This window comes from Erwinia persicina, assembly GCF_019844095.1.
GTDB lineage: Bacteria > Pseudomonadota > Gammaproteobacteria > Enterobacterales > Enterobacteriaceae > Erwinia > Erwinia persicina.
This window is the reverse complement of the sequence record NZ_CP082142.1, coordinates 24621-50361: the sequence shown is the minus strand read 5'-3', so window position 1 is coordinate 50361 and position 25741 is coordinate 24621. Positions and strand designations below refer to the sequence as shown.

25 protein-coding genes and 4 pseudogenes are annotated in these 25741 nt (G+C 56.5%); 16 read left to right on the top strand and 13 right to left on the bottom strand.

From position 1 onward, the window contains the following. Positions 1-225: 225 nt before the first annotated feature. On the bottom strand, positions 226-1026 hold the full coding sequence (locus K6L24_RS21810) for an SDR family oxidoreductase (protein WP_118666197.1): 801 nt from the start codon (positions 1024-1026) through the stop codon (positions 226-228). A 158-nt stretch (positions 1027-1184) separates the two neighbouring features. On the opposite strand from K6L24_RS21810, the gene K6L24_RS21805 reads away from it, so the two are divergent. Continuing rightward, a complete protein-coding gene (locus K6L24_RS21805) occupies positions 1185-2807 on the top strand; it encodes a putative bifunctional diguanylate cyclase/phosphodiesterase (RefSeq protein WP_222682378.1) in 1623 nt (540 codons plus the stop codon). A gap of 119 nt (positions 2808-2926) precedes the next feature. Further along, a pseudogene (locus tag K6L24_RS21800) lies at positions 2927-3750 on the top strand (OBAP family protein). A gap of 27 nt (positions 3751-3777) precedes the next feature. Here K6L24_RS21800 and K6L24_RS21795 read toward each other — a convergent pair. From K6L24_RS21795 to K6L24_RS21780, 4 genes are all read right to left on the bottom strand, one after another. After that, on the bottom strand, positions 3778-4011 hold the full coding sequence (locus tag K6L24_RS21795; RefSeq protein ID WP_118666194.1) for a hypothetical protein: 234 nt from the start codon (positions 4009-4011) through the stop codon (positions 3778-3780). A 70-nt stretch (positions 4012-4081) separates the two neighbouring features. Then, a complete protein-coding gene (locus K6L24_RS21790; protein ID WP_062748754.1) occupies positions 4082-4957 on the bottom strand; it encodes a manganese catalase family protein in 876 nt (291 codons plus the stop codon). A gap of 54 nt (positions 4958-5011) precedes the next feature. Further along, entirely contained in the window at positions 5012-5518 is a 507-nt protein-coding gene (locus tag K6L24_RS21785) for a ferritin-like domain-containing protein (protein ID WP_062748751.1), read from the bottom strand. 71 nt (positions 5519-5589) lie between these two features. Further along, positions 5590-6066: a YciE/YciF ferroxidase family protein gene (locus K6L24_RS21780; protein ID WP_062748749.1), complete on the bottom strand. Its 477-nt coding sequence runs from the start codon at positions 6064-6066 to the stop codon at positions 5590-5592. Between the two features lie 394 nt (positions 6067-6460). On the opposite strand from K6L24_RS21780, the gene K6L24_RS21775 reads away from it, so the two are divergent. Continuing rightward, positions 6461-6787 (top strand): hypothetical protein, encoded by a 327-nt coding sequence (locus K6L24_RS21775; RefSeq protein WP_118666191.1) that lies wholly within the window; start codon positions 6461-6463, stop codon positions 6785-6787. A gap of 181 nt (positions 6788-6968) precedes the next feature. Further along, positions 6969-7589 carry a DUF2913 family protein gene (locus tag K6L24_RS21770; RefSeq protein ID WP_118666190.1) on the top strand — a complete coding sequence of 207 codons (621 nt, stop codon included), beginning with the start codon at positions 6969-6971 and terminating at the stop codon, positions 7587-7589. A 15-nt stretch (positions 7590-7604) separates the two neighbouring features. Here K6L24_RS21770 and K6L24_RS21765 read toward each other — a convergent pair whose 3' ends face one another. The 3 genes from K6L24_RS21765 to K6L24_RS21755 all read right to left on the bottom strand — a co-directional run bounded on the left by K6L24_RS21765 (position 7605) and on the right by K6L24_RS21755 (position 9177). Next, positions 7605-8183, bottom strand: coding sequence for a diguanylate cyclase (locus K6L24_RS21765; protein WP_187510397.1), 579 nt, complete (start codon positions 8181-8183; stop codon positions 7605-7607). Positions 8184-8202: 19 nt separating this feature from the next. Continuing rightward, positions 8203-8721, bottom strand: coding sequence for a DUF892 family protein (locus K6L24_RS21760; protein ID WP_062748744.1), 519 nt, complete (start codon positions 8719-8721; stop codon positions 8203-8205). 156 nt (positions 8722-8877) lie between these two features. After that, entirely contained in the window at positions 8878-9177 is a 300-nt protein-coding gene (locus tag K6L24_RS21755) for a con-10 family general stress protein (RefSeq protein ID WP_062748742.1), read from the bottom strand. Positions 9178-9678: 501 nt separating this feature from the next. Between K6L24_RS21755 and K6L24_RS21750 the strand changes: the two genes are divergently transcribed. From K6L24_RS21750 to K6L24_RS21700, 11 genes and pseudogenes are all read left to right on the top strand, one after another. Continuing rightward, entirely contained in the window at positions 9679-10017 is a 339-nt protein-coding gene (locus K6L24_RS21750) for a hypothetical protein (protein WP_062748740.1), read from the top strand. A 121-nt stretch (positions 10018-10138) separates the two neighbouring features. Then, on the top strand, positions 10139-10996 hold the full coding sequence (locus K6L24_RS21745) for an MBL fold metallo-hydrolase (RefSeq protein ID WP_137269745.1): 858 nt from the start codon (positions 10139-10141) through the stop codon (positions 10994-10996). 31 nt (positions 10997-11027) lie between these two features. Beyond that, entirely contained in the window at positions 11028-11363 is a 336-nt protein-coding gene (locus tag K6L24_RS21740) for a four-helix bundle copper-binding protein (RefSeq protein ID WP_187510351.1), read from the top strand. Positions 11364-11445: 82 nt separating this feature from the next. Further along, complete coding sequence (locus tag K6L24_RS21735) at positions 11446-12069, top strand: pyridoxamine 5'-phosphate oxidase family protein (protein WP_062748734.1); 624 nt, start codon at positions 11446-11448, stop codon at positions 12067-12069. A 251-nt stretch (positions 12070-12320) separates the two neighbouring features. Continuing rightward, on the top strand, positions 12321-12968 hold the full coding sequence (locus K6L24_RS21730) for a TetR/AcrR family transcriptional regulator (protein ID WP_062748732.1): 648 nt from the start codon (positions 12321-12323) through the stop codon (positions 12966-12968). A 92-nt stretch (positions 12969-13060) separates the two neighbouring features. Further along, entirely contained in the window at positions 13061-13378 is a 318-nt protein-coding gene (locus K6L24_RS21725; RefSeq protein ID WP_062748730.1) for a helix-turn-helix domain-containing protein, read from the top strand. Next, positions 13368-14633 carry a type II toxin-antitoxin system HipA family toxin gene (locus tag K6L24_RS21720; RefSeq protein WP_187510352.1) on the top strand — a complete coding sequence of 422 codons (1266 nt, stop codon included), beginning with the start codon at positions 13368-13370 and terminating at the stop codon, positions 14631-14633. The genes K6L24_RS21725 and K6L24_RS21720 overlap by 11 nt, the downstream gene beginning before the upstream one ends. Before the next feature lie 125 nt (positions 14634-14758). Then, on the top strand, positions 14759-15316 hold the full coding sequence (locus tag K6L24_RS21715; RefSeq protein WP_187510398.1) for a peroxiredoxin: 558 nt from the start codon (positions 14759-14761) through the stop codon (positions 15314-15316). Positions 15317-15342: 26 nt separating this feature from the next. Continuing rightward, complete coding sequence (locus tag K6L24_RS21710) at positions 15343-16581, top strand: protein-disulfide reductase DsbD family protein (protein ID WP_062748724.1); 1239 nt, start codon at positions 15343-15345, stop codon at positions 16579-16581. 73 nt (positions 16582-16654) lie between these two features. Then, entirely contained in the window at positions 16655-17209 is a 555-nt protein-coding gene (locus K6L24_RS21705) for a sigma-70 family RNA polymerase sigma factor (protein ID WP_062748722.1), read from the top strand. Continuing rightward, positions 17196-17836 (top strand): annotated as a pseudogene (locus K6L24_RS21700) (DUF1109 domain-containing protein). The gene K6L24_RS21705 and the pseudogene K6L24_RS21700 overlap by 14 nt, the downstream one beginning before the upstream one ends. 30 nt (positions 17837-17866) lie before the next feature. Here K6L24_RS21700 and K6L24_RS21695 read toward each other — a convergent pair. The 3 genes and pseudogenes from K6L24_RS21695 to K6L24_RS21685 all read right to left on the bottom strand — a co-directional run bounded on the left by K6L24_RS21695 (position 17867) and on the right by K6L24_RS21685 (position 22870). Then, positions 17867-20970 (bottom strand): annotated as a pseudogene (locus tag K6L24_RS21695) (efflux RND transporter permease subunit). 158 nt (positions 20971-21128) lie between these two features. After that, entirely contained in the window at positions 21129-22010 is an 882-nt protein-coding gene (locus K6L24_RS21690) for an SMP-30/gluconolactonase/LRE family protein (protein ID WP_222682377.1), read from the bottom strand. Next, entirely contained in the window at positions 22007-22870 is an 864-nt protein-coding gene (locus tag K6L24_RS21685) for an SDR family NAD(P)-dependent oxidoreductase (RefSeq protein WP_118666185.1), read from the bottom strand. The genes K6L24_RS21690 and K6L24_RS21685 overlap by 4 nt, the downstream gene beginning before the upstream one ends. 123 nt (positions 22871-22993) lie before the next feature. Here K6L24_RS21685 and K6L24_RS22525 point away from each other — a divergent pair. Then, a pseudogene (locus tag K6L24_RS22525) lies at positions 22994-23910 on the top strand (LysR family transcriptional regulator). 65 nt (positions 23911-23975) lie between these two features. On the opposite strand, the gene K6L24_RS21675 reads toward K6L24_RS22525, so the two are convergent. Both K6L24_RS21675 and zigA read right to left on the bottom strand, forming a co-directional pair. Further along, entirely contained in the window at positions 23976-24260 is a 285-nt protein-coding gene (locus tag K6L24_RS21675) for a VF530 family protein (RefSeq protein ID WP_062748708.1), read from the bottom strand. A gap of 100 nt (positions 24261-24360) precedes the next feature. After that, positions 24361-25581 (bottom strand): zinc metallochaperone GTPase ZigA, encoded by a 1221-nt coding sequence (zigA, locus tag K6L24_RS21670; RefSeq protein WP_222682376.1) that lies wholly within the window; start codon positions 25579-25581, stop codon positions 24361-24363. Between the last annotated feature and the right edge of the window lie 160 nt (positions 25582-25741).

Below are 25741 nucleotides of genomic sequence, written 5' to 3'. Positions count from 1 at the left end.
CGGAAGGTTGATAAATACAGGCTGAATTATCCGTCTGTGATGAAGGATGGAAAATGAATGGCCGGATGACAGCCTGTCAGGGCGTTGATCACCACGCTCAGATTAATACGTTTTCAGACCTCCCACGATGCGTGGTTAAATCCGGTCTGTACAGACGACGTGCTTTATACGGCATCAAAGCCAGAACAGGAGTTCTGGCCGTACCCGATGACTGCGCCTTATCGCTCAGCCATTATCGCGAAACCCGGGATAAAGACTCATGCCACCATCGATGAACAGTGTGGTGCCATGAACATAGTCTGACAGGTCACTGGCCAGCCAGACGACCGCGTTCGCCACGTCCTCAGCGTCACCGATGCGGCCGTACGGGATGAGTTTCAGTAGCTTTTCTCCCGCCTCTCCCTGGGTACTTTCCTGATTAATGGCGGTTGCAATCGCACCGGGCGCGACCGCGTTGATGCGGATGCGCTCGCCACCCAGTTCCTGTGCCAGCGACTGCATCAGCATATCCACCCCGCCCTTAGAGGCGGCATAATTACTGTGCCCCGCCCACGGGATGCGCTGATGTACCGAACTCATATGGATAATTTTTCCTGCGGCCCGGCTGACCTCGGGCCGGTGCGCCTGCTGGCGGAACTGCCGGACGGCGGCCTGCGCGCAGAGGAACTGCCCGGTTAAGTTCACCTCCAGTACCCCGTTCCAGTCTGCCAGCGTCATTTCGCTGACGGGCGCGTCCTTCTGCAGGCCGGAGTTGGCGACAAGGATATCCAGAACGCCAAATTCGGCTATCGTGCGGGAAAAAAGCTGTTTTACTTCAGCCTCTTTCGACACATCGGCCTGCAGTGCAATGGCACGGCCACCGGCGGTACGGATCCTGTCGGCCAGCGCCTCGGCGGGTTCAGCCTGACGGTGATAGTTGATCGCCACACTCGCACCGGCCTCTGCCAGCGTTTCTGCACAGGCGTACCCGATTCCGGAGCTCGCGCCGGTGACCAGCGCCACCTGCCCCCTGAGTGATACCCTCATAAACTCTCCTCATTCCGCGAATGTTGTCGTGTCTCTGCCCCTGCCGTCCGCATGGCGGCAGAATTCGTACCGCACCGGCCTGTCGCCGGTCGTTCAAGTTTAGAGGACCCTGGCCGATAGTGATGAATAATCCCTCCTTAATTATCAGGATCTCTGACGTGGAAGATCGGTCTTCTAAACTACAATGGCGACTGGCTTTCTGGTTGTTTATCTCTCTGATCAGCGTCGCGGCCCTGGCCACCCTGTGGGAATTTACGCTTGAAGGCATCGTTCTGCCCTGGCTGGGTATTCCCTATGACGGCGGTTTTGAAACGGCGGAGCGCTGGCGTTTCGTCTTCACTTCGACCGCCTTTGCCATACTGTCGATTCTCATTCCCGGCTGGATCATCCGGCGGTTGCTGATCTCTCTCAGCCAGAGTAATGGGGAAATTATGGCGGCCCGCAAGGAAACACTGCGGCTGGCGCGTCATGATGAGCTCACCGGGTTGCATAACCGACGGGTCTTTATGGAACGCCTGAGGCAGGCGCTCAGTAACCGTGAAACCGGCACGGCCGTGATGATTATTGACCTCGACAAATTTAAGCCCATTAATGACACCTTCGGACACGCCACCGGTGATGAGGTGCTGTGTGAGCTGGCAGAACGACTCAGGCATTTCCGCCGTGAGGGGATTAGCGTTGCCCGGATTGGGGGCGACGAGTTTGCCCTGCTGATCGACGGCAGCATGATCCAGGATGAACTGGCTCTGCTGGCATCGGGTATCTGCATGGCCCTTTCTCAGCCACTGGCCTCCACCCCTCACCCTGTTTCTGCCGGTGTCAGCATTGGGATTGCCCTCGCCCCGCAGGATGCGAATGAGCCGGATCTGCTGTTGAAATGCGCCGACACGGCGATGTATCACAGCAAAAATACCGGGCGCGGCGCGTACCGGTTCTACGATCCGGCTTACGGTGAGGCCGTGCGTGCCAGAGAGCGTTTTGAACGTGAAATCATTGAGGCGGTGCAGCAGGGACAATTTGTCCCCTACTTCCAGCCTATCGTCAATCTGCACAGCCAGCAGATCTCCGGCTTTGAGATTCTTGCACGCTGGCATCATCCCGGGCGGGGCCTGCTGATGCCTGCCGATTTTATCGCTGACGTCGACAGAATGGGCGTGATGCCTGCACTGACCGAACAGATGCTGCGCCAGTCGTGCCGCATTGCCCTGAACTGGGAGCCGCATCTGACCCTGGCCATCAATGTCTCCGCATCGATGATTGACGATCTGGGCTTCCCGGAAAGTCTGCGGCAACAACTGCTGGAAGAACATTTCCCCTGCTCACGCCTGGAAATTGAGATCACCGAGGAGGCGCTGATCACCAATCTGCATAACGCGAAAACGAACCTGAATACCTTCAGGGCGATGGGAATATCCGTCTCTCTGGATGACTTTGGTACCGGCTATTCCGGCCTGTATCATCTGACACAGCTCTCAATTGATAAGATCAAAATTGACCGTTCTTTTATTGCCCTGCAGTCGTCGAATAAAAACCAGATGGTTGATGCCATTCTGGCAATGGGGAAAAGTCTGGAGATGCAGGTCACGGCCGAAGGGATTGAAAAAGTCGACATGGCACAGTGGCTGGCGATGCACGGCTGCGATTTTGCCCAGGGATATCTCTTTGGCAAGCCGGTTCCCGGAGAGGCCGTGCCTCACCTGTTCAACGGCACCGCCCTGAAAGAGCTGAGCGCGCTCTTAAATGAAAAGATGCAAAGCCGCGCAGCACTCACGGTGGGGTAAGTTTACTCCCTTTGCGGGGGCCAAAACCTGAGATTTCCCCTGATGCAGGCAGCCAGATGGTCTAAACTTATCCGGTGTAAACAGCCCAGATATCTGAGGCTAACTGACCGGGAGGTGACATGAAGTTAACACGACCATCCTTGATGGCTTGCGTTTTTCTAGCAGGCTGCGGCGGCAACAACACCGGCCCCCAGGTGACGTCACCCGGCGAGCCCACCTCCCCCGGGCTGAGCGCGTTATCCACCGGCGCCGGGCTCGTTCAAGCCAGACCGCCGATTGCGGCCATCAACACCTATCTTGATGGTTTCCACTTTTACAGCGGTGACCGGAACGGCCAGATGGAGGCACACCATTATGTGACCGTGCTGAATGACGATGTCATGCAGGCGGTTATTTATGATGGGAACACGCGCGACGCGCGGCTGATGGGCATTGAATATATCATCAGCGAGCGTCTCTATAAGGGCCTGCCGGCGGAAGAGAAGCGACTCTGGCACAGCCACCGCTATGAGGTGAAGTCGGGCACGCTGATCGCCCCCGGGCTGCCCGCTCCGCTTGAAAAGCAGCTTATGGCGAGGATCGTCAACACCTACGGGAAAACCTGGCATACCTGGCATACCGATCGCGATAAAACATTGCCCCTCGGGATCCCGGCGCTGATGATGGGTTCACTGCTGATGGCCAGCTCGATCCGCGTCTGCTTGCCGATCGCGATCGCCGGTTCGGTACGAATACGCAGAGCATTAAACAGTCCCGGCAGGACCTCCGCAGTGACGCGGTCGACCCACAGGCTGATGCCTGGCAAAAAGGGCATGTCATCCAGTTGAAGAGAGTGGCTGGTGGCGGTGAACATGCAAAGGGAACTACGTCTTTTTCAACCTCGGAGCGCGTCCTAAAACACGCCAAGGATCACGATGTTCCTGCGGATGATAACGAGATGTAACGTGTCGGGGAGCAGAAGAGTAGCGGACTAGGAGCCAGCGTGGCTGTCGTCAATATCACGGCCACCCGCATCACGAAGCGCCGCCACATGCCGCGCAAAGCTGGCTTTCATTTCCGGGCTGTCGGTATTAACGCTGGCGTTGCCATCTTCGTCAATCAGGATCGCTTCCTTCTCCTGCCGGGCTTCCTCCATGTCTTCGCTGGATAAGACGTTGAGCAGATTTTCAGGGCTGCTGAACAGATTTTTCAACAAACGAAACACCGCTATTCTCCTGTTAACAGGTTAACCCCTGTCGTGGTTAACCTGTGTGCTTATCGGGCGCGGATACCCTTTATTTATCAACGGGGGTTTCTGAGCCCAGCTCTGCGCCCGTGACCGGATTAAGCGTGGTATCCGATGCCGTGCGCAATTTCAGATTATCCAGATCGGCCTGGGCTTCTGGTGGCAGGGCCACACTGGCACCACCATCGCCACCGTCAACGGCCGGCGCAGGATTATCGACATAGCGGAAGTTCTCGTCAGAATTCCAGCTCCCTCTGACGTCTCCCCCCTGTGACATGTTGTAATAAACACCGGCATACTGCTCCACAGGCGGCAGCTTGCCCGGTGGGAAGTTATTACGGATGGCGTACAACGCCTTTTCGAAAGAGAGCTGGTGGGCTACTTCCCGGGTCATCAAAAAGCCCAGCGCGTCTTTAACACCGGGATCATCCGTAACGTTAATCAGCCGTTCATAGAGGATCTTTGCCCGCGCTTCGGCAGCAATATTCGAGCGCAGATCGGCCGTCACTTCACCAATGGTGTCAATATAAGCCGCTGTCCAGGGAACGCCAGCCGAGTTGGTCAACGGTGGCCCGCCGCCGTAAAGCAGGGAGGTAAGATGGCTGTCATTCCCCTTCCCGGTGATTTCCCGGTAAAGCTCTCCCTCTTGTTCCGTTCCCTCAGCCAGGGCCCCTTTCGCTCCCTTGTTGAGCATGCCGACCAGTGATCCGATGATTTCGAGGTGGCTCAGCTCTTCGGTGGCGATATCCATTAGCATATCTTTCCGTCCGGGATCGTCATCACCCAGCCCCTGAGTGAAGTATCGGCAGGCGGCGGCGAGTTCCCCCTGGGGACCACCGAACTGTTCCAGTAACAGGTTTGCCAGGCCGGGATTGGGTGCTGCGACCCGGACGGTGTACTGCAGTTGTTTGACGTGTCTGAACATGGTTTACTCCCGCTGTTCATGAAAAACCTGCCCGAAAGCAGGCCATAGGGTCGTCTATTTTTTGGCTTCCACGCCTGGCGTGGCAGAGCGCACCATAAACTGTTCGGTGACATCAGGAAGATGTTGCAGCGCCCAGTCAGCCATGGCCACTTCCTGTTCACGGATCTGTTCAAAAATGCGTGCCCCTTCGATGTCGCCGACCAGTTCCGCTGCGGCAATCAGAGAGGTGTAACTTGCGATTTCAAAATTTTCAAAGACATAACCACTAATGGCGCCTTTAACGACTTCATCGTCTGCCATCATGCCTCCCATCGCCTGGCCCATGGCAGAGAGCTTGCCCATGGCATCTTTCACCATCGAGCTGGAGGTGTCGTAACGATCAATGACTGACTGAACCAAAGCCTGCTGTTCACGTGTTTCTTCAATATGCTGTTCAATCCTTGCCCTCAGGTCCGGATAATGTTCTAGTCGTGCCGCCATTTTTTCCAGCATACTCTCCGCCTGTTTTTCCATGGCATGAGCGTCTTTTACCCAGGAAAGGTAGTGGTCTTCGTAGTTCATAGCATTCTCCTCGTTGAACAAATGCGCGAGCCGCGTGGACTCACGGGCTGATGGTCAGCAAGACCAATCCCTCAGTTCTGTTGTTCTGCAATTACGGTCAGTTTTTCATCGGTCGCTTTTTCTTCTTTCAGCGTTTCAGCCAGCAGGCTGGCTGCTTCTTCATAGCCCAGACGGAGCGCCATCGCATGCAGGGTGCCGTAAGTGGCGATCTCATAGTGCTCCACCTTTTGTGCCGCGCCGATCAGACCGGCATCCCGCACCGGACCTGCCTCAACGGCCTCAATGATTTCCTGTGCTTCTTCTACCAGGCCTTCCAGTGCGTGGCACTTCATTCTTTTAATGCGAACGCCATCGGTAACATCAACCAGCTTGTCCAGACGTTCAATCTGACCCTGCGTTTCTTCCAGGTGCGCTTTAAAAGCAGAAATCAGCTTTTCATCTGTTGCCGCGCGTGCCATTTTTGGCAATGCTCGTGTAATCTGCTTCTCAGCGCTGTAAATGTCAGATAAGTCATGAATAAATAAATCTTCCAGCGTTGTAATTTTCATAGTGGTATCCAAATAAGGGTGAATAAAAAGAAAGGGAAGTTTTCCACAGACGCTTCTAAGTTTAGTCAGGATAAGGTGAAGATCATCCCAATATTAAAAAAACATGGTAAGAATATTCTTAAATGCAATTTTTAAGGAGGTGCGGAGGTCGGTTTTTAATATTGTACAAATTTTAATTTTTTGTATAGTTTGCTTTTTTTTGACTCTTTGCCACAATTGTTTTTCGGTGGTGAAGAGACGATTTTTTATTAAGCGAAACCGCATCTTCTTGCCCCCGTACGCAAGGTTGATAGACTAGCGGGAACAACTCGTTTTGGCATGAGTAGAGTTTTTCCTCGTGAACGTGATGCTGAGATTATCTGCATACTCATAACGAACTTACCCTGAGGCGGTAATGGAAAAACAACGTATCTTTGCGCTGATATCAGCCTGGCCGCGGCTGGATTTTGTTGCTGTTAAAATCATCCGTGACACAGATCCCTGCTCAGGCAGGAGCCGGAGTGAGATTTATCTTACTGATAATAAAGAACAACCTTCACTACTGTTTATCGGTAAGGTGCCCGAGGAAGAGGCGGAGCTCTGTATCGTCAGGCTTTCTGCATGGCTGAGGGAATACAGCCACGTTAAGAACGCCAGGTTCCCCTGGAAAAGAAAGGACCACGATGTCCCCGACAACATCAGTATGACGCTGTCTTCTTCGCACTGGCGGCGTTCCGGGTAAGTAAGTCGCGTTTAAAAATAAACCCGTATCACGAAGGTTTATATTAAAAAAGAAAGCCATTGTCATCACGCACTGGCTCTCGTCATTGTTATCCGGGTTAAGCACTTTACTCTTTACTCAACGATTTTTTATAAAACCAGATGCCATCACTGGAGGATTTGCTTTGCCAGAGGTTAAAAGAATGAATTTTGCGGTGAGAGACTTTTCCTGGGCCCTGCTGGTGGCCGTCAGGCTCTTTCATCAAAATGGACAACGCTCATTACTGGAAGAGCATATTTTTATTATGCGCTGGCTTGAACAGGCAAAAAGAAAAAAGATCTTTCCGGTGATCGTTGCTCCGGAGATAGATTTCTTTCTTAAAGAAGGTAAGCGTTTGCATTATCGGGCTGGACTGAGAGCAAAGGCGGAATATATCTGGAATACCTGTACAGGAAAAAAAGAAGCGCTGTCCGACCTTCGCCGAGTCACGTCTTTCTTTGAAGCGATGCAGATGGTGGGCTGGCGTGATGTGCTGGTGCCAGACAGTGAATGGGACAGCATGACCCCAAAAGGGCTGACCTATCCTGCCGTCTATCTGCGCAAGTCCGCTCTGCATCAGGGTTTTGATCTGAATGAAAACATGCTTTACCCGATGACCATACGCCTGAGTGCTGCATTTCCCGGTCTGATGTTGCTGGCGGAGGATGCGCGATTAAGTGCGACTGGCTTCGTTGATGACCGTGGATTTTACAGCGTGACGCTTTTCAGCTTATCCGCGACTGAACAATCTGAACAATTTGAAGTCGGAGAGAGTCTGCGCTGAAATACGCAGCGGGCTTTAACCGGATGGGTCGCCCTGCGTCGCCCTGCGCTGAGCGGCCCTGCGACCACGCCAGTACTCTTCAAGATAAGGCAGAATTTCAAACAGGATAATCGCCGTCATCAGGGTCACCAGGTAGCCCACCGGTAACGGCGTCTCCCGCAGGCGTAACGTGAAATCGCTGCGCTCAGTACCGGCCCCAAAGAGAGACAGAAACTGCTGCCAGTGCCGGGAAATGACCAGCAGAAGCGCCATTAATGGCACCATCTCGAGAAAACTGTGTATGTGCTGTTCAATGGGCGAGACGCGTCTCGTCGTGACGGCATAGCTGACATCCCAGAGCGCTGTCGCTTCATGGCAGAGAAAAAGGACGATCATCACCAACAGGATCAGAGCATTGACCTGCAGTAAGAGTGCGGCCAGCAAAGGGATCCCCATCTCCAGAAACATCAACAGATGGATAAGGGATTCCTTGCTGCCTGACGTCGTTTCAATATCCGATGCCCGGTGACACAGCCAGTCACAAAAACCGGCAATCAGCCAGACGGGCAGAACGCCATAAAGTAATAATAAGAGTACCGGGTCGGCATGCTGCATCATCAGCGTGTGCCTCCTCTCAGTGGATCTCGTGGCTCACTTTTTCCGCGTAGGTGTCCACGGGGAAAAGCTGATTCCGTGTGATGTCCGGCAGATGCTCAAGCGCCCACCTGACCATCTTAAAATCTTTCTGGATTATTTTGTCGAATAACAGAATAGCTTCCTGATCGCCCAGCGCTTCTGCCGCGGCGATCAGCGGCGTCAGACAGCCGATTTCGTAAGCTTCCAGCAGATAGCTGCCGATGAAATTATTAACCGGATCCGGTGACATCAGCAGACTGTTTATCCCCTGAATGCAGTTCCTGAAATGAGAGACCCGCTCGCTGCCCAGCGCAACCGAATCGATCTGGCGCTTTTGCATAAATTCATTGAGCAGGGCAATGTTCGATCGGGTTTCTTTAATATGCGTTTCGACATGTTCCTGCAGTTCTGGCCATGGCGACAGGTGTTGCTTTAATTCATTCAGCGCAATTTCTGCGTGACGTTCAATTGCGCAGGCATCGCGTAGCCAGCAGTGGTAACTTTTTTCAGGTTGCATTCCATTCTCCGTTAAGCGCAGAACGTTGTATCAGGCTGACACCTGAGACATCAGAGGCTATCGGCATCCGCATTCGTTCTGTGGCTGAATGATGTTCAGGGCCCGTGAAACGCCATCGCGTTTTCACGGGCCCTGATCAGTCGTCACAAGATGACATCAGTCATTGCGATGACTGTTTTGTCCACCTTTGCGACCAGCTTCGGCCGCTCTTTCCGGATCGTTTTTAAAGTTACCGCCACTATTCTGGCCGCCTTTATGGCCGGCTTCAGCAGCACGCTGTGGGTCATTTTTAAAATTCCCGCCACTATTCTGACCGCCTTTGTGGCCGGCTTCAGCAGCACGCTCTGGATCGTTTTTAAAGTTCCCACCGCTGTGCTGACCGCCTTTATGGCCCGCTTCAGAAGCTTTCTCTTTATTTTCTGCAAAATTACCAGATCCACCACGATGTTCAGTCATAATGTGTTCCTCATATTTTTCAGATTAGAGAACGTCCTTATTCCGTTGCGTTTCGCTTGTTCATCAACATTCCGTGTGCATTTAAAACTAGACAAACTGTTTAGGGTGCGCAAATGAAAGTGATGAAAAAAGTATATCTATTTATACCTAAATCACTTAACTCCGCGTAATTAAAAAGAAAGAAATAAGAAAATATTTTAAAGCAGGTTGTTTTTTAAACCGCTAAATTATACAAACAAAAAAATACCGTACAATTATGCACGAATTTGTGGCGCATTGTTAAAAAATTGTTGTTGAAAATCAATGCATAATAAATGTATTAGGAATCTTCCTAATTTTACTTCATGGTTGTATAAGTTGTATATTATTAGAGTTCGTTTTTACGTGGTGCAGTATTGAGTGTTGTGCGGTAGTCGTCTTGTAATCGTTCTTTACGGCGAGGGTATTTGTTAAAAAACATCTTATAACGGCTTATCACCTGAATACACCGAGGAGGTGCGGATGACAGATGAAGCAACACTTAAGATAATTAAGGAACGTTACCGTAACGAAAAGAAGCGTAAAAAGATTTTGTCTGAAATTGCTAGCGGTTTCAGCGGTTCTTCTCATGATAAAAAACGGCTGGATACACTTATTCAACAGAATAATCAGTTATTACGAGAGCTTCAGACCTCCCTGCTTATTGATTCTCTTTCCCGCGGTTCTGTTTTGGGAAATATACATTTCGCTTCGTTACGCTTTCAGTCTGTTGAATCCCCTTCGCAGGAAAATACATTAAAAAACGAATGTGACAGGCATCACGAAAAATATTCTGTTAAGACTCAGCAGCTGGTTATCTAGCGCTGAATATGACGTTCTCATCGTTTTCAGATAAAGCGTCCGGTCAGGGGCAATCTGCGAATCCTTCAACACCGAACGGCGTGCACGCGAAACGTCATGATCAGCATTTGAGAGGAGTGATATGCGAATTCACCACCTTAACTGTGGTTGCATGTGTCCCTTGGGCGGTGCCTTATACGACGGGTTCAGCAAAGGAATAAAGGCGCACCTGGTCTGTCACTGCCTGCTGATCGAAACTGACGGGCAGGGACTCATTCTGGTCGATACCGGCTTTGGCCGGGATGATGTGCGCAGGGCGGATCAACGCATCGCCGGTTTCTTTCGCCTGATGAACAACATCCAATATAAACACGCCCTGACGGCTTTATCCCAGATTGAATCGATGGGGTATTCAGCCCGCGATGTCAGACACATTATTCTGACCCACCTTGATTTCGATCACGCGGGTGGCCTCTCCGATTTTCCCTGGGCAAAGATTCACCTGATGCAGCAGGAAATCGATACCGCCCGGTCGCGTCACAGCTGGCTCGCCCGCTCGCGATACCGGCCGGCACAGTGGCAGGGGGCTTCCGGCTGGACGGGTTATCAGGCGCAGGGGGAAAGATGGTTTGGTTTTGATTGCGTATCCGCACTTGACGGACTTCCCCCGGAAATCCTTCTGATCCCCCTGGCCGGACATACGACGGGCCATGCGGGTATCGCCGTTAATACCCCGGAGGGCTGGCTGCTGCACGGCGGCGACGCCTGGTTTTATCGCAGCGAAATGCAGGGAGAGCAACGACACTGCACGCCCGGGCTGCGCTTTTATCAGTGGCTGATGTCTGCTGATAACCGTGCCCGCCGGCTGAATCAACAACGGCTGCGTGAGCTGGCCTGCTCCGCCCCGGCGGATGTCACGCTTTTTTGCAGTCATGATGCGCGCGAACTGGCGGCTTTTCTCCCCGGGGAAGTGCTGCCTGTGCCGGAAAAGCCGCAGTAGTGCCCTTTCACCACGATACGAGGACTCGTTTATGTCAGAGATAAATCAGCTATGTATTAACGCCTGCCTCAGTTGTCTGGCGGCCTGTGAGCGTTGTGCTACTGCCTGCCTGCAGGAGCCCAATCTGGAGCATTTGCGCGACTGTATCCGGCTTGACAGACAGTGCGCCGTGTTATGCGGGATGACGGCGCAGCTGCTGGCAATGGACAGCGACTATGCGCCGCAGATCTGTAAGCTGTGTGCCGACGCGTGTGAGAAATGCGGCAAAACCTGCAGTCAGCACGATCACGATCACTGCCAGATATGTGCAACGGCCTGCTTCGACTGTGCTGAAAGCTGCAGGGGCATCGCCATGAGGCTGCCCTGACGCGCAGTCGCGTTGAGTTTTGCTGGTTTCCCGGAGGCGTGATGGTGATAATCAGGGTCAGCTCACTGACGAGAGGACTGCTATGAAAACCCCTTCTGCAACGATTACTGAGGTAGAAGCGCTGGAGCGTCTGTATGGTGCTGTTGCCAAACCCTCCCTGACCAAAGTCACCCATCATATTCACCCGGCCTACCGACCCTTTATTGAATCCTCTCCTTTTGTTGCGCTGGCGACCTCGGGCGCAGAAGGTATGGATATCTCGCCCCGGGGCGATCCGGCCGGATTTATCCACATTGAAGACGATCATACGCTGCTGCTGCCCGATCGCCGGGGTAACAACCGGATTGACAGCCTGCGTAACCTTCTACTGGACAACCGCGTGGCGCTATTGTTCCTGATCCCGGGCATCGGAGAGACGCTGCGCGTCAACGGAACGGCTGAAATCAGTATTGACCCGGCATTACTTGCCCGTTTTTCCGTGGATAATCATCTGCCTCTCTGTGTCATCCGCATTCATGTACAGCGGGTATTTTTCCAGTGCAGCCGGGCCATTCTGCGATCCCGGCTGTGGGATCCCGCTCTCCAGCTCCCGCGCACGGCCCTGCCCAGCACGGGCACGATCCTGAAGCAGATCTCGCACGATGAGATTGACGGGGAAGCCTATGATAATGCGCTGCCTGAGCGGCTGAAAACGACGCTCTACTGAGCCGAACTGTGTCTGTCGTCACGTGCTGATGCCCGGTGGCATCAGCACACTCTTCGCCTGTTTTTCCCACCTTCATTTATAGTGATTCAGTACGTCAACAGTGGCGTTATCGTCCTGTACGGAGGAGATAGCGGTCATACTGATGATCACCGTTAAGCTGTGGACTACGGATATCTGTAGTGGTCACTAGTTAATTTATTATTGTATAGTGACCGCTATATAAAATGTCAAGAGAATAATGAGAGACCGGCATGAAGAGGAATGATGTCAGCACCGCCAGTGAGAAGCCGCGAGGCAGACCGCGCAGTTTTGACCGTGATAAGGCGTTAATCCGCGCGCTGGATATCTTCTGGCGTAAGGGTTTTGAACCCGCTTCCGTGGCCGAGTTGTGCGCGGCCATGGAGATCAATCCTCCCAGCCTCTATGCGGCGTTTGGCAATAAGGCCCGACTGTTCCTGGAAGCAGTCAACTATTACGAGCGCGTTTACTGGCAGGCGACCTGGGAAAGGCTTGAAGATGCCGCAGACGTGACGGTGTCCATTGACCGCTTTTTCAGCGAGGCAGCAGATATTCTGCTGTCACCTTCCGCTCCCTGTGGCTGCATGGTGGTACTGGCTGCCATTAACGTCTCATCCGATTCCGCAGGCGTCGTGGAGGCTGTCAGCGCCTTGCGCCAGGAGGGAAAAGATCGGTTTGAGCAACGGCTTCGCCGGGCGGTTCAGGAACAGCAACTGCCTGCCGGGACGCCGACGACAGCCCTGGCCACCGTGCTGAACACGCTACTGGAAGGTATGTCGATTGAGGCGAAAGACGGCGCGACTCTGCAGAGCCTGAAACAGACCGGCCAGTACGCGGTCAGGCTGCTACCGCACCCCGTGCTCACCCCTTTTGCACGTTAGCACTGAATACGCTACCGCTTTTTCCCTTATCCGAAAATTAACTCTATAATATTGGGTGTTAACAATGAAAAACCATTTTAAGGCCCGTTATTATGGATTTAACTCTCAGCAAACCCGATGAAATTGTCAGGCTGCTGTGCGAGCGACTGCGTAAAGAGCGGCTCACACAGCAAATGACCCAGGCTGATGTTGCGGCCAGGGCAGGAATTGGGGTCAATACCGTGTCTAACCTGGAATCCGGACGGAGCGTGGGGTTTGAAAATCTGGTCAGGGTGGCGATGGTGCTGGGACGCGGTAAAGAGCTGGAGGCCCTGTTCGCGCCGAAAATCGACAGTCTGGACGATCTGCTGCGCTACGAAAAGAACACGACACGCCAGCGTATAAAACGGAGCCTTCACGATGGTGAGTAAAGTCGATGTCTGGTACGAAGGCTGGGGTGAACGCTGGCTGTGGGGAAGTCTGGCCTCTTCAACCGCCCTCACCGGTCGCCCGCAGATCCTGTTTGAGTACAGCGAAGAGGCAGTTCGCCACGGGCTGGAACTGGCCTCGCTCACCCTGCCGCTGAGTGGGCCGCGTCTGCGCAGAGCATTCCCGGCTCATCAGATGGGCCTTCCCGGCCCGGTGTATGACGCCCTGCCCGACGGCTGGGGTATGCTGCTGATGGACAGACTGTTCCGCCAGCGCGGGCTGAATGCGGCGCGCATCGGGCCGCTTGAGCGGTTGACCTGGATCGGTGACAACGCCATGGGGGCGATGTCGTTTGTCCCCTCGCAGCAGGAAGAGGCAAGCCCGGCGGAAGATATTGCGCTGGCGCAGCTCTCGGCTGAGGTGCAGGAAGTGCTGGACGGTGAGGGAGGGGAGTTTTTGCAGCGGCTGCTGCTGATGGGCGGCTCCCCGCAGGGCGCAAGACCGAAAGCGTTGCTGTATCGCGATGCCACCAGCGGGGCCTTTACCACCGCGGCCAGCACAGACAGAGAAGCCTGGCTGATTAAATTCCCTGCCCGGCAGGAACATCCTGAAGTCTGTGCGATTGAAGCCGTTTATGCGCAGTGCCTGCGTGCGTGCCAGATCAGCACGCCAGAGACCGCCTGGTTTGCCCTGCCCAATGGCCAGGCTGCGTTTGCCTCACGGCGTTTTGACCGGCAGAACGGCCTGCGGGTGCCGATGCAGAGTCTTGCGGCGTTCACCGGGGCAAACTACCAGACGCCAGGGGCGCTGGACTACACGAATTTTCTTCGTGCCACCTGGCTGTGTACCCATGATGTCCGGCAGAAGGCGCTGGCGTTTGAACGGGTGGTGTTCAACGTGGTGTTCAATAATCGCGACGATCATCCGAAAAACTTTGCCTATCTGATGTCTGCCCCGGGTCAGTGGCAGCTGGCACCGGCGTATGATGTCACCTGGTGTGAAGGGCCGGGCGGCTATCATCAGATGGATGTGATGGGGGAAGCGCTGGATATTGGCCGTGAACACCTTTTAGCGCTGGGGCAGCAGGAGGCTGAACTGACCGCTTCACAGGCCGGGGAGGTGATAGAGCGCCACTGTGAGGTAGCGTCCGGGTTTACCCGGCTGGCCGGCGAAATGTTTCCCGGGCAGATCACCCCGGAGACGTTACGCACGATTCAGCAGCGCATCGATGACACCCTTAAACGGATGTTGAAATAGGGGCTGGCGGGCAGGGAAAAAAATATTTTCCCGCAACCGCAACCTTTGCCCTGCCCCGGACGAAACTGTGATTAAGGTTATCAGGGCGCTGTCGCCTGCCTCACACTGGAGAACTACTTATGCGTATGAAAAGAACCCTCTGCACGCTGGCTGTCACCGCCCTTCTCGGGCTGGCGCTGCCCGTCACGTCTGCCTTTGCCGCTCTGCCGGTCGGTGCAAACGCCCCTGACTTTCAGCTGAAGGCGGCGCTGGCCGGTAAGCCGACCACCTTCTCGCTGCAGCAGGCCCTGAAGAAAGGCCCGGTAGTGCTGTACTTCTTCCCGGCCGCCTTCAGCGCGGGCTGCACGCTGGAAGCCCATGACTTTGCCGAAGCCACCGATGCGTTCAGCAAGCAGGGCGCAACCGTTATCGGCGTGACCGCCGGGAATGTGGATCAGATTGAGAAGTTCTCCCAGCTGGAGTGCCGGGACAAGTTCACGGTCGCCGCCGATCCGGGGGCTAAAGTGGCTGCAGAGTACCAGAGTACCATGCAGATGAAGGGGCAGACTTTGTCGGATCGTACGTCGTACGTGATTGCGCCGGACGGTAAAATCCTGCTGAGTTATACCGATAAAAACCCGGATGCACATATCCAGAAAGCCATGGATGCCGTGAAAAAATATCGCCAGGCCAATCCGGCGTAACGTCCCGATTTAAAGCAGGTAACGCTATGCTGACTGCCCTTGCTGCCGCCTTTCTTGGCGGCCTTATTCTCAATCTGATGCCGTGTGTATTTCCGGTGATTTCCCTTAAAGCGCTGAGTATGCTCCGCCATCACGATCGGCCTGCCCGGGCACGGGCAGAAGGTCTGGCGTTTCTCGGCGGCGTGGTGGTGACCATGCTGCTGCTGGTGGGCGTGCTGCTGCTGGCCCGTGCCGGAGGATCGGCCGTCGGCTGGGGCTTCCAGCTTCAGTCACCGCTGGTGATCGCTCTGCTCATTCTCGTGATGCTTGCCTCGGCCCTTAATCTGTTTGGGCTGTTTGAGGTCGGGCTCGCAGCGCAGCGGGTGGGGGAAGTGGGCGGCGGACGCAGTGGTCTGACTGGCTCGGCGCTCACCGGGGCGCTGGCGATTATCGTTGCGACGCCCTGTAGCGCACCGTTTATGGCCAGTGCCGTCGGCTATGCGCTGACCCAGCCGCCGCTGGTGAGTCTGGTGATCTTTATCGCCCTGGCACTGGGCTTTGCCGCGCCGTTTACCCTGATCGCTTTCTTCCCGCTGCTGGCGCGTATCTTACCGGCTCCCGGAGCGTGGATGGTGACGCTGAAACACGCGCTGGCGTTCCCGATGCTGGGCGCGGTCGCCTGGCTGATCTGGGTGCTGGAACGTCAGGCTGGCTCGGGGGCGTTGGCGCTGATCCTTGCCTGTTGCATCGTATTGAGCTTTGCCGCCTGGCTGTATGGCATCGCACAGAAACGCCGCATGATGGGGCGGCGCCACTGGCCTCAGCATCTTGCTACGGCGCTGTTCGTGCTGATCATGGTGCCCCCACTGGCCAGCCTGACGACGTTTTCCGGCCAGCCGGAGGCGGCTGAGGCTTCGGACGCGGCGGCTGCGGTCGCCTGGTCCCCGCAGAATGTTGACGCGATCAAAGGTCAGGGGAAACCGATACTGGTGAATTTTACCGCCTCCTGGTGCATCACCTGTCAGGTGAACGATCGCACCTCGTTATCAACGCAGGCGGTGAAAGCCGCGATGGCGCGAACCAACACCCTCTATATGGTGGCGGATTCCACCAGGTACAATCCCGATGTGGAGCAGGCACTCAGTGATTTCGGCCGGGGCGGTCTGCCACTTTACGTGGTTTACCCTGCCGACGGCGGTAAACCGGTGGTGCTGCCGCAGGTGCTGACGCCGCGCATCGTGATCTCTGCGCTCGAACATGCCGCAGACAAGGGGAAGAAAACGTGAATGAACCGATGAGCGAACGCTGTTGCAACACCCCCTGACTGCCCTCTGACTGTCGTGACTGCCAGGAGCATGTATGGCAGGCACTGATACCCGCGCACGGGAATGGCCGCGTCTGATGGCGCAGGCGCAGGCGGGTGACAAGGCAGCCTATAACCAGCTGCTGAAAGCGATGGTGCCTGCCATCCGGGCCTTTGCACGCAAAAAAATCAGCGATGACGCCCTGCTGGAAGATGTGGTACAGGAGGCCCTGCTGGCGATCCATCGCGTACGTCATACCTACGATCCGCAGCGCCCCATTCTGCCCTGGGTGGCTGCAATCACCTCGGCGCGGGCGATTGATGCGCTGCGGCAGCGCGGCCGCCGTCCGGAGGTTCAGGATGATGACGCCCTGTTGCGCCAGGCGGCCGACGGCGGGGACGAAAGTGTCGTTTATGACGAGCTTACCGGCTATCTGGGCGCGCTGCCGTTGCGCCAGCGCGAGATGGTGGAGTCGGTGCATCTGCGTGAACAAAGTCTGGCGCAGACGGCGGCGGCCAGCCATCTGTCGGTCTCTGCGGTGAAGTCACTGTTACATCGCGCCATGCTCAATCTGCGTAAATATGGACGGGGGAATGATGAGAAATCATGACCAACTGATCGACGAACTCAGTCAGACTGTCAGGCCGGTCACGCGCACCTGGCCGACGGCCTGGCGCGTGGTCGTATGGGCGGCCGCCGTGCTGCCCTGCGGCATGCTGACCAGCTGGGCATTGCACAGCCGGTTTACCGACTGGTCTCAGCCGGGATCCTGGCTGGCGCTGATCACCCTGCTGCTGTCGCTGGCCACGGGCACGGGCGCGATGGCCGCGGCCTTTACCGTCAGCATCGCCGGTCGTCAGGCGTCCGGACTGAAGTGGTGTGCGCTGCTGGCTGCTGTCTGGCTGGTCATTAACCTGCTGAACAGTGCACCGGCCTCGCCACCGGCGGGCGCCGGGCACTGGGGGAAGGCATACACTGTTATCTGTTTATGCTCAGCGCCAGCCTGCCGATGATCGCCATCTCTATTGCCTGCCTGTCCCGCACCCGCTCGCTGCGCCCCGGGCAGAGCCTGGCGCTGGCCGGGGCGGGCATTGCTTTTATGTCATCAATGCTCCTCTCGCTGTGTCATGAGGTTCATCTGCACCGGCTGGACTTCACCCTGCACCTGGCGGCGGGCGTCACCATTGTGGTGCTGACCGTACTGGCCGGACGGCGCTGGATCCTGTTAAGCCGTTAGCCATAGCGGCCTGTCTTCCGCGACGCTGCATCAGCTGGATCGGCGATGCGCGGTGAGATAACGCTTCACCAGCACAAAGAACAGCGGAACAAAGAACAGCGCCAGCACGGTGCCGGCCAGCGTTCCGCCGATAATCCCCGTACCGATGGCAATGCGGCTGTTGGCCCCCGCTCCGGTAGCCACCGCCAGTGGCACCACGCCGGCCATAAAGGCCAGTGAGGTCATCATAATCGGCCGCAGGCGTGACCGCGCGGCCTGCAGCGCAGCGGCGCTGAGTGATCGTCCCTGCCTGACCGCTTCTTCGGCAAATTCGATAATCAGAATAGCGTTTTTCGAGGTCAGCCCGACGGTGGTCAGCAGAGCGACCTGGAAGTAAATATCGTTATTCAGCCCCCGCAGCGAGACGGCCAGTACGGTGCCGAGCACGCCCAGCGGAACCGTCAGCAGGACGGAGAACGGTACTGCCCAGCTTTCATACAGGGCGGCCAGACACAGGAAAACAATCAGAATAGAAATCGCATACAGGGCAGTGGACTGCCCTCCGGCCTGTTTTTCCTGCAGGGAGAGACCGCTCCATGCACCCGTCGTGCCGGGCGGTAGTTGTTCCTGCAGCGCCTCCAGCGCAGCCATCGCCTCGCCCGAGCTGTACCCCTCTGCGTTCTGTCCCTGAATCTCAAAGGCGGCAGAACCGTTGTAGCGGTTTAGGCTTTCCGGTCCGACCGTCCAGCGGGTGGTGGCAAACGCGGAAAACGGCGTCATGCCGCTGTCGGCATTGCGGATAAACCATTTATCCAGGTCGCCCGGTGCGGAGCGGAAGGGTGCGTCGCCCTGCATATAGACGCGCTTCACGCGATCGCGATCGATAAAGTCATTGATGTAGGCCCCCCCCAGGCCCCGGTCAGCGTGTCGGTAATATCGGCGGGTGCCAGGCCCAGCACCACGGCCTTATTGATATCTATATCCACCTGCAGCTGAGGCATCTGTGGCAGAACGTTACTGCGCACCGCCGCCATCTCCGGGCGATGGCTGGCTTTTTCCAGCAGCGTATCACGCAGGGTTTCCAGCTGGCTGCGCGGCGTTCCCCCGCTGGCCAGCAGCTCATAGGTGAACCCGCTGTTTTGCCCGAGGCCCGGCACCGAGGGGGGTGTGAGGGCGAAGATCTGGGCATCACGGATGCCTGACAGTGCGGCCGTCGCGCGTGCGGCGATGGCTTCAGCGGAGTTCTCCGCCCCCGGACGCTGATCCCAGTTTTTCAGCTTGATAAAGGCCATACCCGCGTTCTGTGCAGCCCCGCTGAAGTTAAAGCCATTGATGGTAAAGACCACCTCAACATTGTCTTTCTCCTCCTTCAGGAACCAGTCGACAATTTGCTGGTTAACCGCCTCCGTGCGGCTGCTGGTAGCTCCGGCTGGCAGCGTTGCCTGCAGCATGACGCTTCCCTGATCCTCATTAGGCAGGAAACTGCCCGGCAGACGGGTGAACACCACAAAGAGTATCAGCCCCATGGCACCGTACAGCACCACCATCATCACCGGGCGACGCAGCGTGCCCAGCACCTTGTGGCGGTATTTTCGTTCGGTCGCGGCATACAGCCGGTTAAAGCCCCCGAAGAAGCCACGGCGATGAGGTGTGACGGGCCGCAGAAGCATGCCGCACAAGGCTGGCGTCAGGGTCAGGGCCACCACCACGGAAAAGGTCATGGCGGCAATGATGGTGACGGAAAACTGACGGTAAATGACGCCGGTTGAGCCGGCGAAAAAGGCCATCGGCAGGAATACCGCTGACAGCACGAGGGCAATAGCCACGAGGGCACCTGAAATTTCCTTCATCGATTTTTCAGTGGCTTCCCGGGCAGGGAGTCCCTCGTCGTGCATGATGCGCTCGACGTTTTCCACCACCACTATCGCATCATCCACCAGCAGACCAATGGCCAGCACCATGGCAAACAGCGTCAGTGTATTGATGGTGTAGCCCATAACGGCCAGTACGCCGAAGGTGCCCAGCAGCACGACGGGGACCGCCAGTGCGGGGATCAGCGTGGCGCGGATATTCTGTAAAAAAAGGTACATCACCACCACGACCAGCGCGATTGCTTCAATCAGGGTGATCACCACGTCCTCAATGGAGATTTTGATAAAGTCGGTGCTGTCCAGGGCATACGAGACTTCATACCCGTCCGGCATGGAGTGACGATACTCTGCGATGGTGGCCTTTACCCGCTTCGCCGTGTCCAGCGCGTTTGCGCCCGGTGCCAGCATCACCCCCACCCCTGCCGCAGGATGACCGTTCAGGCGGGTGCTCATATCATAAGATTCGCTGCCGAGTTCGACCCGGGCAACGTCGCCGACGCGCACGATGGCCCCGCTACGGTCGCTTTTAACGATGATATTGCGAAACTGCTCCGGGGTCTGCAGGCGCGACTGCGCGCGCACGGTGGCCGTCAGTTGCTGATTGTCAGGTGACGGCAGTCCGCCGATCTTGCCGGCGGAAATCTGGACGTTCTGCGCCCGGATGGCGGCGGCTACATCCGAAGGCTGTAAGGCATAAGAGTAAAGTTTGGCCGGGTCCAGCCAGATGCGCATTGCATACTGACCGCCAAAGACCTGAATATCGCCGACGCCCTCTGCGCGCGCCAGAGGTTCCTGCATATTGCTGACCAGCCAGTCGCCGATATCTGAACTGCTGCTTTTATCGGTTGTATCATACAGGCCCATCACCAGCAGGAAGTTAGACTGGGACTTGGTGACGGTGACGCCCAGCTGCTGAACCTCTGTTGGCAGCCGCGACAGCGCCTGCTGCACCTTATTCTGCACCTGTACCTGCGCCGTGTCCGGGTCGGTGCCCTGGCTGAAGGTGACATCAACGCTGACGTTGCCCTGTGAGCTGCTGCTGGAGGTGAAGTAAAGCAGGTTATCCAGCCCGGTCAGCTGTTGTTCGAGGATCTGGGTAACGCTGTTTTCCAGTGTTTCGGCAGAGGCACCGGTGTAGGTGGCGCTGATGCTGACCGACGGCGGAGCAACGTCGGGATACTGTTCCACGGGGAGCTGCGAGATGGCCAGCGCACCGAGCAGCATGATAAGAATGGAAATGACCCACGCAAAAACCGGGCGATAGATAAAAAAGCGAGAAAACATCAGCGTATGCCTCGTTGTTTTCCAGCCTGATATGTCGCCGTTACCGTCGGGCGGCATGTTCAGATGAAAAACGAATGTTCTGACCAGAGTAAAACTGTCAGGGGGTGAAGTCTGACAGAAAATAAAGGCGAAAAAGTAAGGCGATATAGTAAGTTAAATTAACGGTTTTGGGTAATAACATCACCGATGTTTTCCAGAAAATCCCCGACGGCGTATTCGACTTTGAGCAACGATCCTGACCAGGGCGCGACAGCGAGCTGACGGGCAGACAGGCCCAGCCGGGCGGAGGTCATGTATAAGGTTGTTCCGCTGCCATCAAAGGTGCAGCTGGTCGGGCGCGGCACAGGAAGAGGCAGCCAGCGAACGGTTTCACCATCGGGCGAGATACGGGCAACAGCCGCCCCGTCAAAAAGCACGCTAATCAGATAACCCTCGCGATCGACCACCAGCCCGTCCGGTTTGCCATACTGACGCGCGAAGGTAACCAGCGGCTTGCAGATACCCATCCGCCCGGTCAGGGGATCGCGGGGACAGGCATAAATCGTGCTGGCGAGGGAGTCCGTGATATACAACATCCGCTGGTCATCCCGCCAGGCGAGGCCGTTGATCAGGGTAAAACCATCCTCGATCGTTTGCCAGCGCCCGTCCGGTGACAGGCAATACAGATAGCCTGAACCCGCTGTCAGCGCGTTATTGATCAGACCGACCCAGAGACGACCGCAGGCATCAAAACAGGCATCGTTGAAGCGGTAACCTGGCTGCGCGTGGGGGGCGGTGGCGATACGCTGTCTGCGGCCTGCGCGGTCAATCCGCTCAATGTGGCAGCCTGTACCGATGACCAGCCCGCCGTCCGGCGCTTCTCTGACAAACGCCAGCGGAGCGGGTAGGGTCAGCGTCCGGTGGTGACCGGTCAGCGGATCAAAGCGATGGAGAACGCCGCCCTGGGTATCGACCCAGATGACCTGCCGATCGGCACGGTGCCAGATCGGGGATTCCCCGAGAAGCGACTCGCCTGCCACGGCGACAGATACCGCATTCATCCGCGCGGCTCTGGATGATGCACGGCAATCTGCGCCCAGTTTGCGGCAACAGCGTCTGGCGTGGTGGCATGCACTGCGCGCAGATCGTAAGGATAATGTACACCAATGGCTTCTGCTGCGCGTGTGGCATGAAACTGGCCGTTAGCCGCCCGCAGTATCCAGCCACCCTCGCGACAGGCTGGGGAAGCCAGAAATGCCACGCCGGGCGCGACGTCTGCGGGCCGCAGATCACCCGGTTCGCCGTCCACTCCCCACATCCGCGTTTTCGCCACGGGAGACACGGCATTGACCACGATCCCCGATTCTGCGCCCTCGGCGGCCAGCACGTGCATAATGCCAACGACCGCCATGCGTGACGCCGCGTAAGCGGTCAGTCCGTGCTGCACATACTGCGGATAAAGCGCCCGGCAGGAAGTGGTCACGACGATCCGCCCATAGCCTGCGGCTTTCATCCCGGGCCAGGCAGCCTGTGCCAGCCAGAGCGGTGCCTTTGCAGCAATGGTCATCATCCTGTCGAAGGCTGCATCCCCGATAGCTTCCACCGGCTGATACGCCACCCAGCCCGCACTGTGAATCAGCGTGTTAACCTGTCCCGCCAGGGCTTCCGCGCGGTTGAAGAGAGCATAACAGCCCTCCCGGGTGCTGATATCGCCCGCTATCGCCCGCACCGTTAACCCTTCCGACCGGAGCGTGGCGGCGGCGTCTTCCACAACCTGCGGATCGACGCTCTCCCCATCGCTGGCGGCACCATTATCCTGAATCAGTACCGTTGCGCCCAGTTGGCCCAGAAGGCGGGCATAGGCCAGGCCCAGTCCGCGCCCTCCTCCCGTGATCAGCACCGTACTGCTGTTAAAATTCATTCTCTCTCTCCTCAACGTTAAACCTCTGAGGGGAAGTATGGGAGGGCTGCTGCGATATTAAAAATACTCTTTACCGGCGTTTGTGATAGATTTTTTATATCGTATCGGCGTGAGGGGGATGAGATGGGGACGGGTAATACTTCAGCGATCACGCTACGTGCGATGGAGCAGTTTGTCGCGGTGGCAGAGGAGTTGCATTTTCACCGGGCGGCAAAGCGGCTGAATATGTCACAGCCTCCGCTGACCAGTGCCATACAGAAACTGGAGCACGATCTTGATGTGATCCTGATTGAACGTGGTAACCGTGTGCTGGGCTTAACGCCCGCCGGGAAAACCTTTCTGGCTCAGGCTTATCTCCAGTTGCAGCAAAGAGAGCAGGCCGTCATCCTGACCCGTGATGTGGCGGCCGGGCGAACCGGCATTGTGCGACTGGGTTATGTGGGCAGTGCGCTTTACGGTTGTTTACCGGACGTGATACGCCAGTTCCGCCTGACACACCCGCAGGTGCGTCTGGAGCTGCGCGAAGCCACAACGGCGGCACAAATTATCGCTTTACGTGAAGAGGAGCTGGATGTGGGGGTCGTGATCCCCCGGTGGCCAGCGCCGATGACATCAGCCTGACGCCCTTCGACAGCGATGCCCTGTGCATTGCCGTACCACAGGATCACCCTCTCGGCAGGCGGTCAGAACTGACGCTTGCCGCGCTGGCCGACGAGCCTTTTATTTTATGGCCGCGCCTGGAGGGCCGGGGGTTTCATCTGCAGGTGATCCGCCTGTGCGCGAAGGCGGGATTTGTTCCTGACGTGGCACAGGAGGCCTTCGGCATGCACGCCGTGCTTTCCCTGGTGGCGGTCGGTGCGGGTGTGACCCTTGCTCCACAGAGCATGAGCCATTTTCTGGCAGACAGGATCCGTTACTACCCTCTCCCGGGTGTGGATGCCCGCTTTGATCTGGTGCTGGCGCATCGCCAGCTTTCACCCGCTGCCGCGGCGTTTATGGGGAGGGAGGGTGATTTTCCTGCCCACCGCCAGCCAGAATAGAACAGCGATAAGAGAGCGGGTATGCCTGAATACGCCACGCGCCAACTACGCGCAGAGCCAGTGCGTTACTTTTTCCCCTGCCAGCTGGCCCAGGGGTCATCGGCCAGCGGCGCTGCCTGGCCCCTGACTTCGTCCTCCAGTGAGGCGATATAGAGATCTTCAACCTCTTTGCGTGCCCACGGGGTGCGGCGCAGAAATTTCAGGCTCGATTTAATGCTGGGGTCGCTCTTGAAACAGTTAATATTGACGCGCTTCGCCAGTTCCTCCCAGCCATACCGCGCCTCCAGTTTGATTAACAGTGCTTCGAGGGTCAGGCCATGCAGAGGATCTTTCGCAGCGTGAGTAGTCATGGTTAAGTCCGGCGAGTCTTGGGAAATTGCGCACACGATACTGAGCAGAGAGGACAGATGCAAATAAACCCGGTATGCCGTCCTCCCTGTCCTGATCCGATCAGTCAAACCAGCCCGGCACCGGATCATTAAAACTGGCCCACCGTTGCAGACCTTCTGCCATTTCACTGTCGGTGAGCAGCGCGTGGTTGAGGCGCTGGCGCAGCGTGTTTTCATCCATCTCCATGCCTATAAATACCAGCTCCTGACGTGCATCTCCGATGCCATCCTGCCAGTTCCGCATGATTTCCAGCAGAGATTCGTCATCCTGTGGCCAGCGTTCACGCGGTACGCTGGCCCACCAGGCTCCCGCCAGCTCCTGACGTGCCACGCCCCCGGCCTGTGACCAGTTGCCTGCGTAGCCTGGCCTGGAAGCCAGCCAGAAATAACCTTTTGAGCGCACCACTCCGGGCAGCGATCCGGAGAATAACGCCCAGAAACGTTCAGGATGAAACGGGCGGCGTGCCCGCCAGACAAAGTGGCTGATACCATACTCTTCGGTTTCCGCTACGTGGCTGCCGCGCAACTCCTGCATCCAGCCAGGCGCCTGGGCCGCTTCAGCAAAGTCAAACAGGCCCGTATTCAGCACGTTGTTCAGCGGGACCTGGCCAAAGCGGGTGGTTTCAATACGTGCGCGGGGGTTCAGGCCATGGAGGATGGCGATCAGTCGCGCACGGTCTTCATAGCCAATTAAATCGGTTTTGTTCAGTACCAGCACATCGCAGAACTCGATCTGTTCGATAAGCAGATCGACCACTGAACGTTCATCCTTCTCTCCCAGTGACTCGCCGCGCGAGCGGATACTGTCGCGGGAGGTGTAATCCCGCAGGAAATTATAGCCGTCAACGACCGTGACCATGGTGTCCAGCCGCGCCACGGCTGACAGGCTTTCTCCGCTATCGTCCTCGAAGGTAAAGGTTTCCGCCACCGGCAACGGCTCGGAAATCCCGGTTGATTCGATCACCAGCTGGTCGAAGCGGCCTTCACGTGCCAGACGATTGACCTCCAACAGCAGATCCTCCCGCAGCGTACAGCAGATGCAGCCGTTGCTCATTTCGACCAGTTTTTCGTCGGTACGCGACAGTGCAGCCCCACCGTCACGGACCAGTGACGCGTCTATGTTCACTTCTGACATGTCATTAACGATCACCGCCACCCGGCGGCCTTCGCGGTTGTTCAGTATGTGATTGAGCAGCGTGGTTTTACCGGCTCCCAGGAAACCCGACAGCACCGTAACGGGCAGGCGGCTGTCGTTTATGGCTATCTTGGTGTTTTCTGACATACAGGTATCCTCTCAGACGTTGACAACGCGTTTCAGGCCCTCAGCAGGCTACCTGAAAATCAATATTGTTATGTTATAACATAACAATATTTGTTGTCATCCCTTACTTTTATCCGGGCCGCAATATCAGGCGTGACGCGGTATAAGGGTCATGCTGTGC

What these genes read in the sequence shown, in the direction of transcription:
- K6L24_RS21685 (WP_118666185.1), bottom strand. Translation starts at nt 22,870, where the DNA reads ATGAATTTTAACAGCAGTACGGTGCTGATCACGGGAGGAGGGCGCGGA.
- K6L24_RS21715 (WP_187510398.1), top strand. Translation starts at nt 14,759, where the DNA reads ATGAAAAGAACCCTCTGCACGCTGGCTGTCACCGCCCTTCTCGGGCTG.
- K6L24_RS21675 (WP_062748708.1), bottom strand. Translation starts at nt 24,260, where the DNA reads ATGACTACTCACGCTGCGAAAGATCCTCTGCATGGCCTGACCCTCGAA.
- K6L24_RS21745 (WP_137269745.1), top strand. Translation starts at nt 10,139, where the DNA reads ATGCGAATTCACCACCTTAACTGTGGTTGCATGTGTCCCTTGGGCGGT.
- K6L24_RS21740 (WP_187510351.1), top strand. Translation starts at nt 11,028, where the DNA reads ATGTCAGAGATAAATCAGCTATGTATTAACGCCTGCCTCAGTTGTCTG.
- K6L24_RS21735 (WP_062748734.1), top strand. Translation starts at nt 11,446, where the DNA reads ATGAAAACCCCTTCTGCAACGATTACTGAGGTAGAAGCGCTGGAGCGT.
- K6L24_RS21705 (WP_062748722.1), top strand. Translation starts at nt 16,655, where the DNA reads ATGGCAGGCACTGATACCCGCGCACGGGAATGGCCGCGTCTGATGGCG.
- K6L24_RS21785 (WP_062748751.1), bottom strand. Translation starts at nt 5,518, where the DNA reads ATGAACTACGAAGACCACTACCTTTCCTGGGTAAAAGACGCTCATGCC.
- K6L24_RS21810 (WP_118666197.1), bottom strand. Translation starts at nt 1,026, where the DNA reads ATGAGGGTATCACTCAGGGGGCAGGTGGCGCTGGTCACCGGCGCGAGC.
- K6L24_RS21730 (WP_062748732.1), top strand. Translation starts at nt 12,321, where the DNA reads ATGAAGAGGAATGATGTCAGCACCGCCAGTGAGAAGCCGCGAGGCAGA.
- K6L24_RS21720 (WP_187510352.1), top strand. Translation starts at nt 13,368, where the DNA reads ATGGTGAGTAAAGTCGATGTCTGGTACGAAGGCTGGGGTGAACGCTGG.
- K6L24_RS21725 (WP_062748730.1), top strand. Translation starts at nt 13,061, where the DNA reads ATGGATTTAACTCTCAGCAAACCCGATGAAATTGTCAGGCTGCTGTGC.
- K6L24_RS21780 (WP_062748749.1), bottom strand. Translation starts at nt 6,066, where the DNA reads ATGAAAATTACAACGCTGGAAGATTTATTTATTCATGACTTATCTGAC.
- K6L24_RS21770 (WP_118666190.1), top strand. Translation starts at nt 6,969, where the DNA reads ATGAATTTTGCGGTGAGAGACTTTTCCTGGGCCCTGCTGGTGGCCGTC.
- K6L24_RS21750 (WP_062748740.1), top strand. Translation starts at nt 9,679, where the DNA reads ATGACAGATGAAGCAACACTTAAGATAATTAAGGAACGTTACCGTAAC.
- K6L24_RS21765 (WP_187510397.1), bottom strand. Translation starts at nt 8,183, where the DNA reads ATGCAGCATGCCGACCCGGTACTCTTATTATTACTTTATGGCGTTCTG.
- zigA (WP_222682376.1), bottom strand. Translation starts at nt 25,581, where the DNA reads ATGTCAGAAAACACCAAGATAGCCATAAACGACAGCCGCCTGCCCGTT.
- K6L24_RS21690 (WP_222682377.1), bottom strand. Translation starts at nt 22,010, where the DNA reads ATGAATGCGGTATCTGTCGCCGTGGCAGGCGAGTCGCTTCTCGGGGAA.
- K6L24_RS21775 (WP_118666191.1), top strand. Translation starts at nt 6,461, where the DNA reads ATGGAAAAACAACGTATCTTTGCGCTGATATCAGCCTGGCCGCGGCTG.
- K6L24_RS21760 (WP_062748744.1), bottom strand. Translation starts at nt 8,721, where the DNA reads ATGCAACCTGAAAAAAGTTACCACTGCTGGCTACGCGATGCCTGCGCA.
- K6L24_RS21790 (WP_062748754.1), bottom strand. Translation starts at nt 4,957, where the DNA reads ATGTTCAGACACGTCAAACAACTGCAGTACACCGTCCGGGTCGCAGCA.
- K6L24_RS21710 (WP_062748724.1), top strand. Translation starts at nt 15,343, where the DNA reads ATGCTGACTGCCCTTGCTGCCGCCTTTCTTGGCGGCCTTATTCTCAAT.
- K6L24_RS21755 (WP_062748742.1), bottom strand. Translation starts at nt 9,177, where the DNA reads ATGACTGAACATCGTGGTGGATCTGGTAATTTTGCAGAAAATAAAGAG.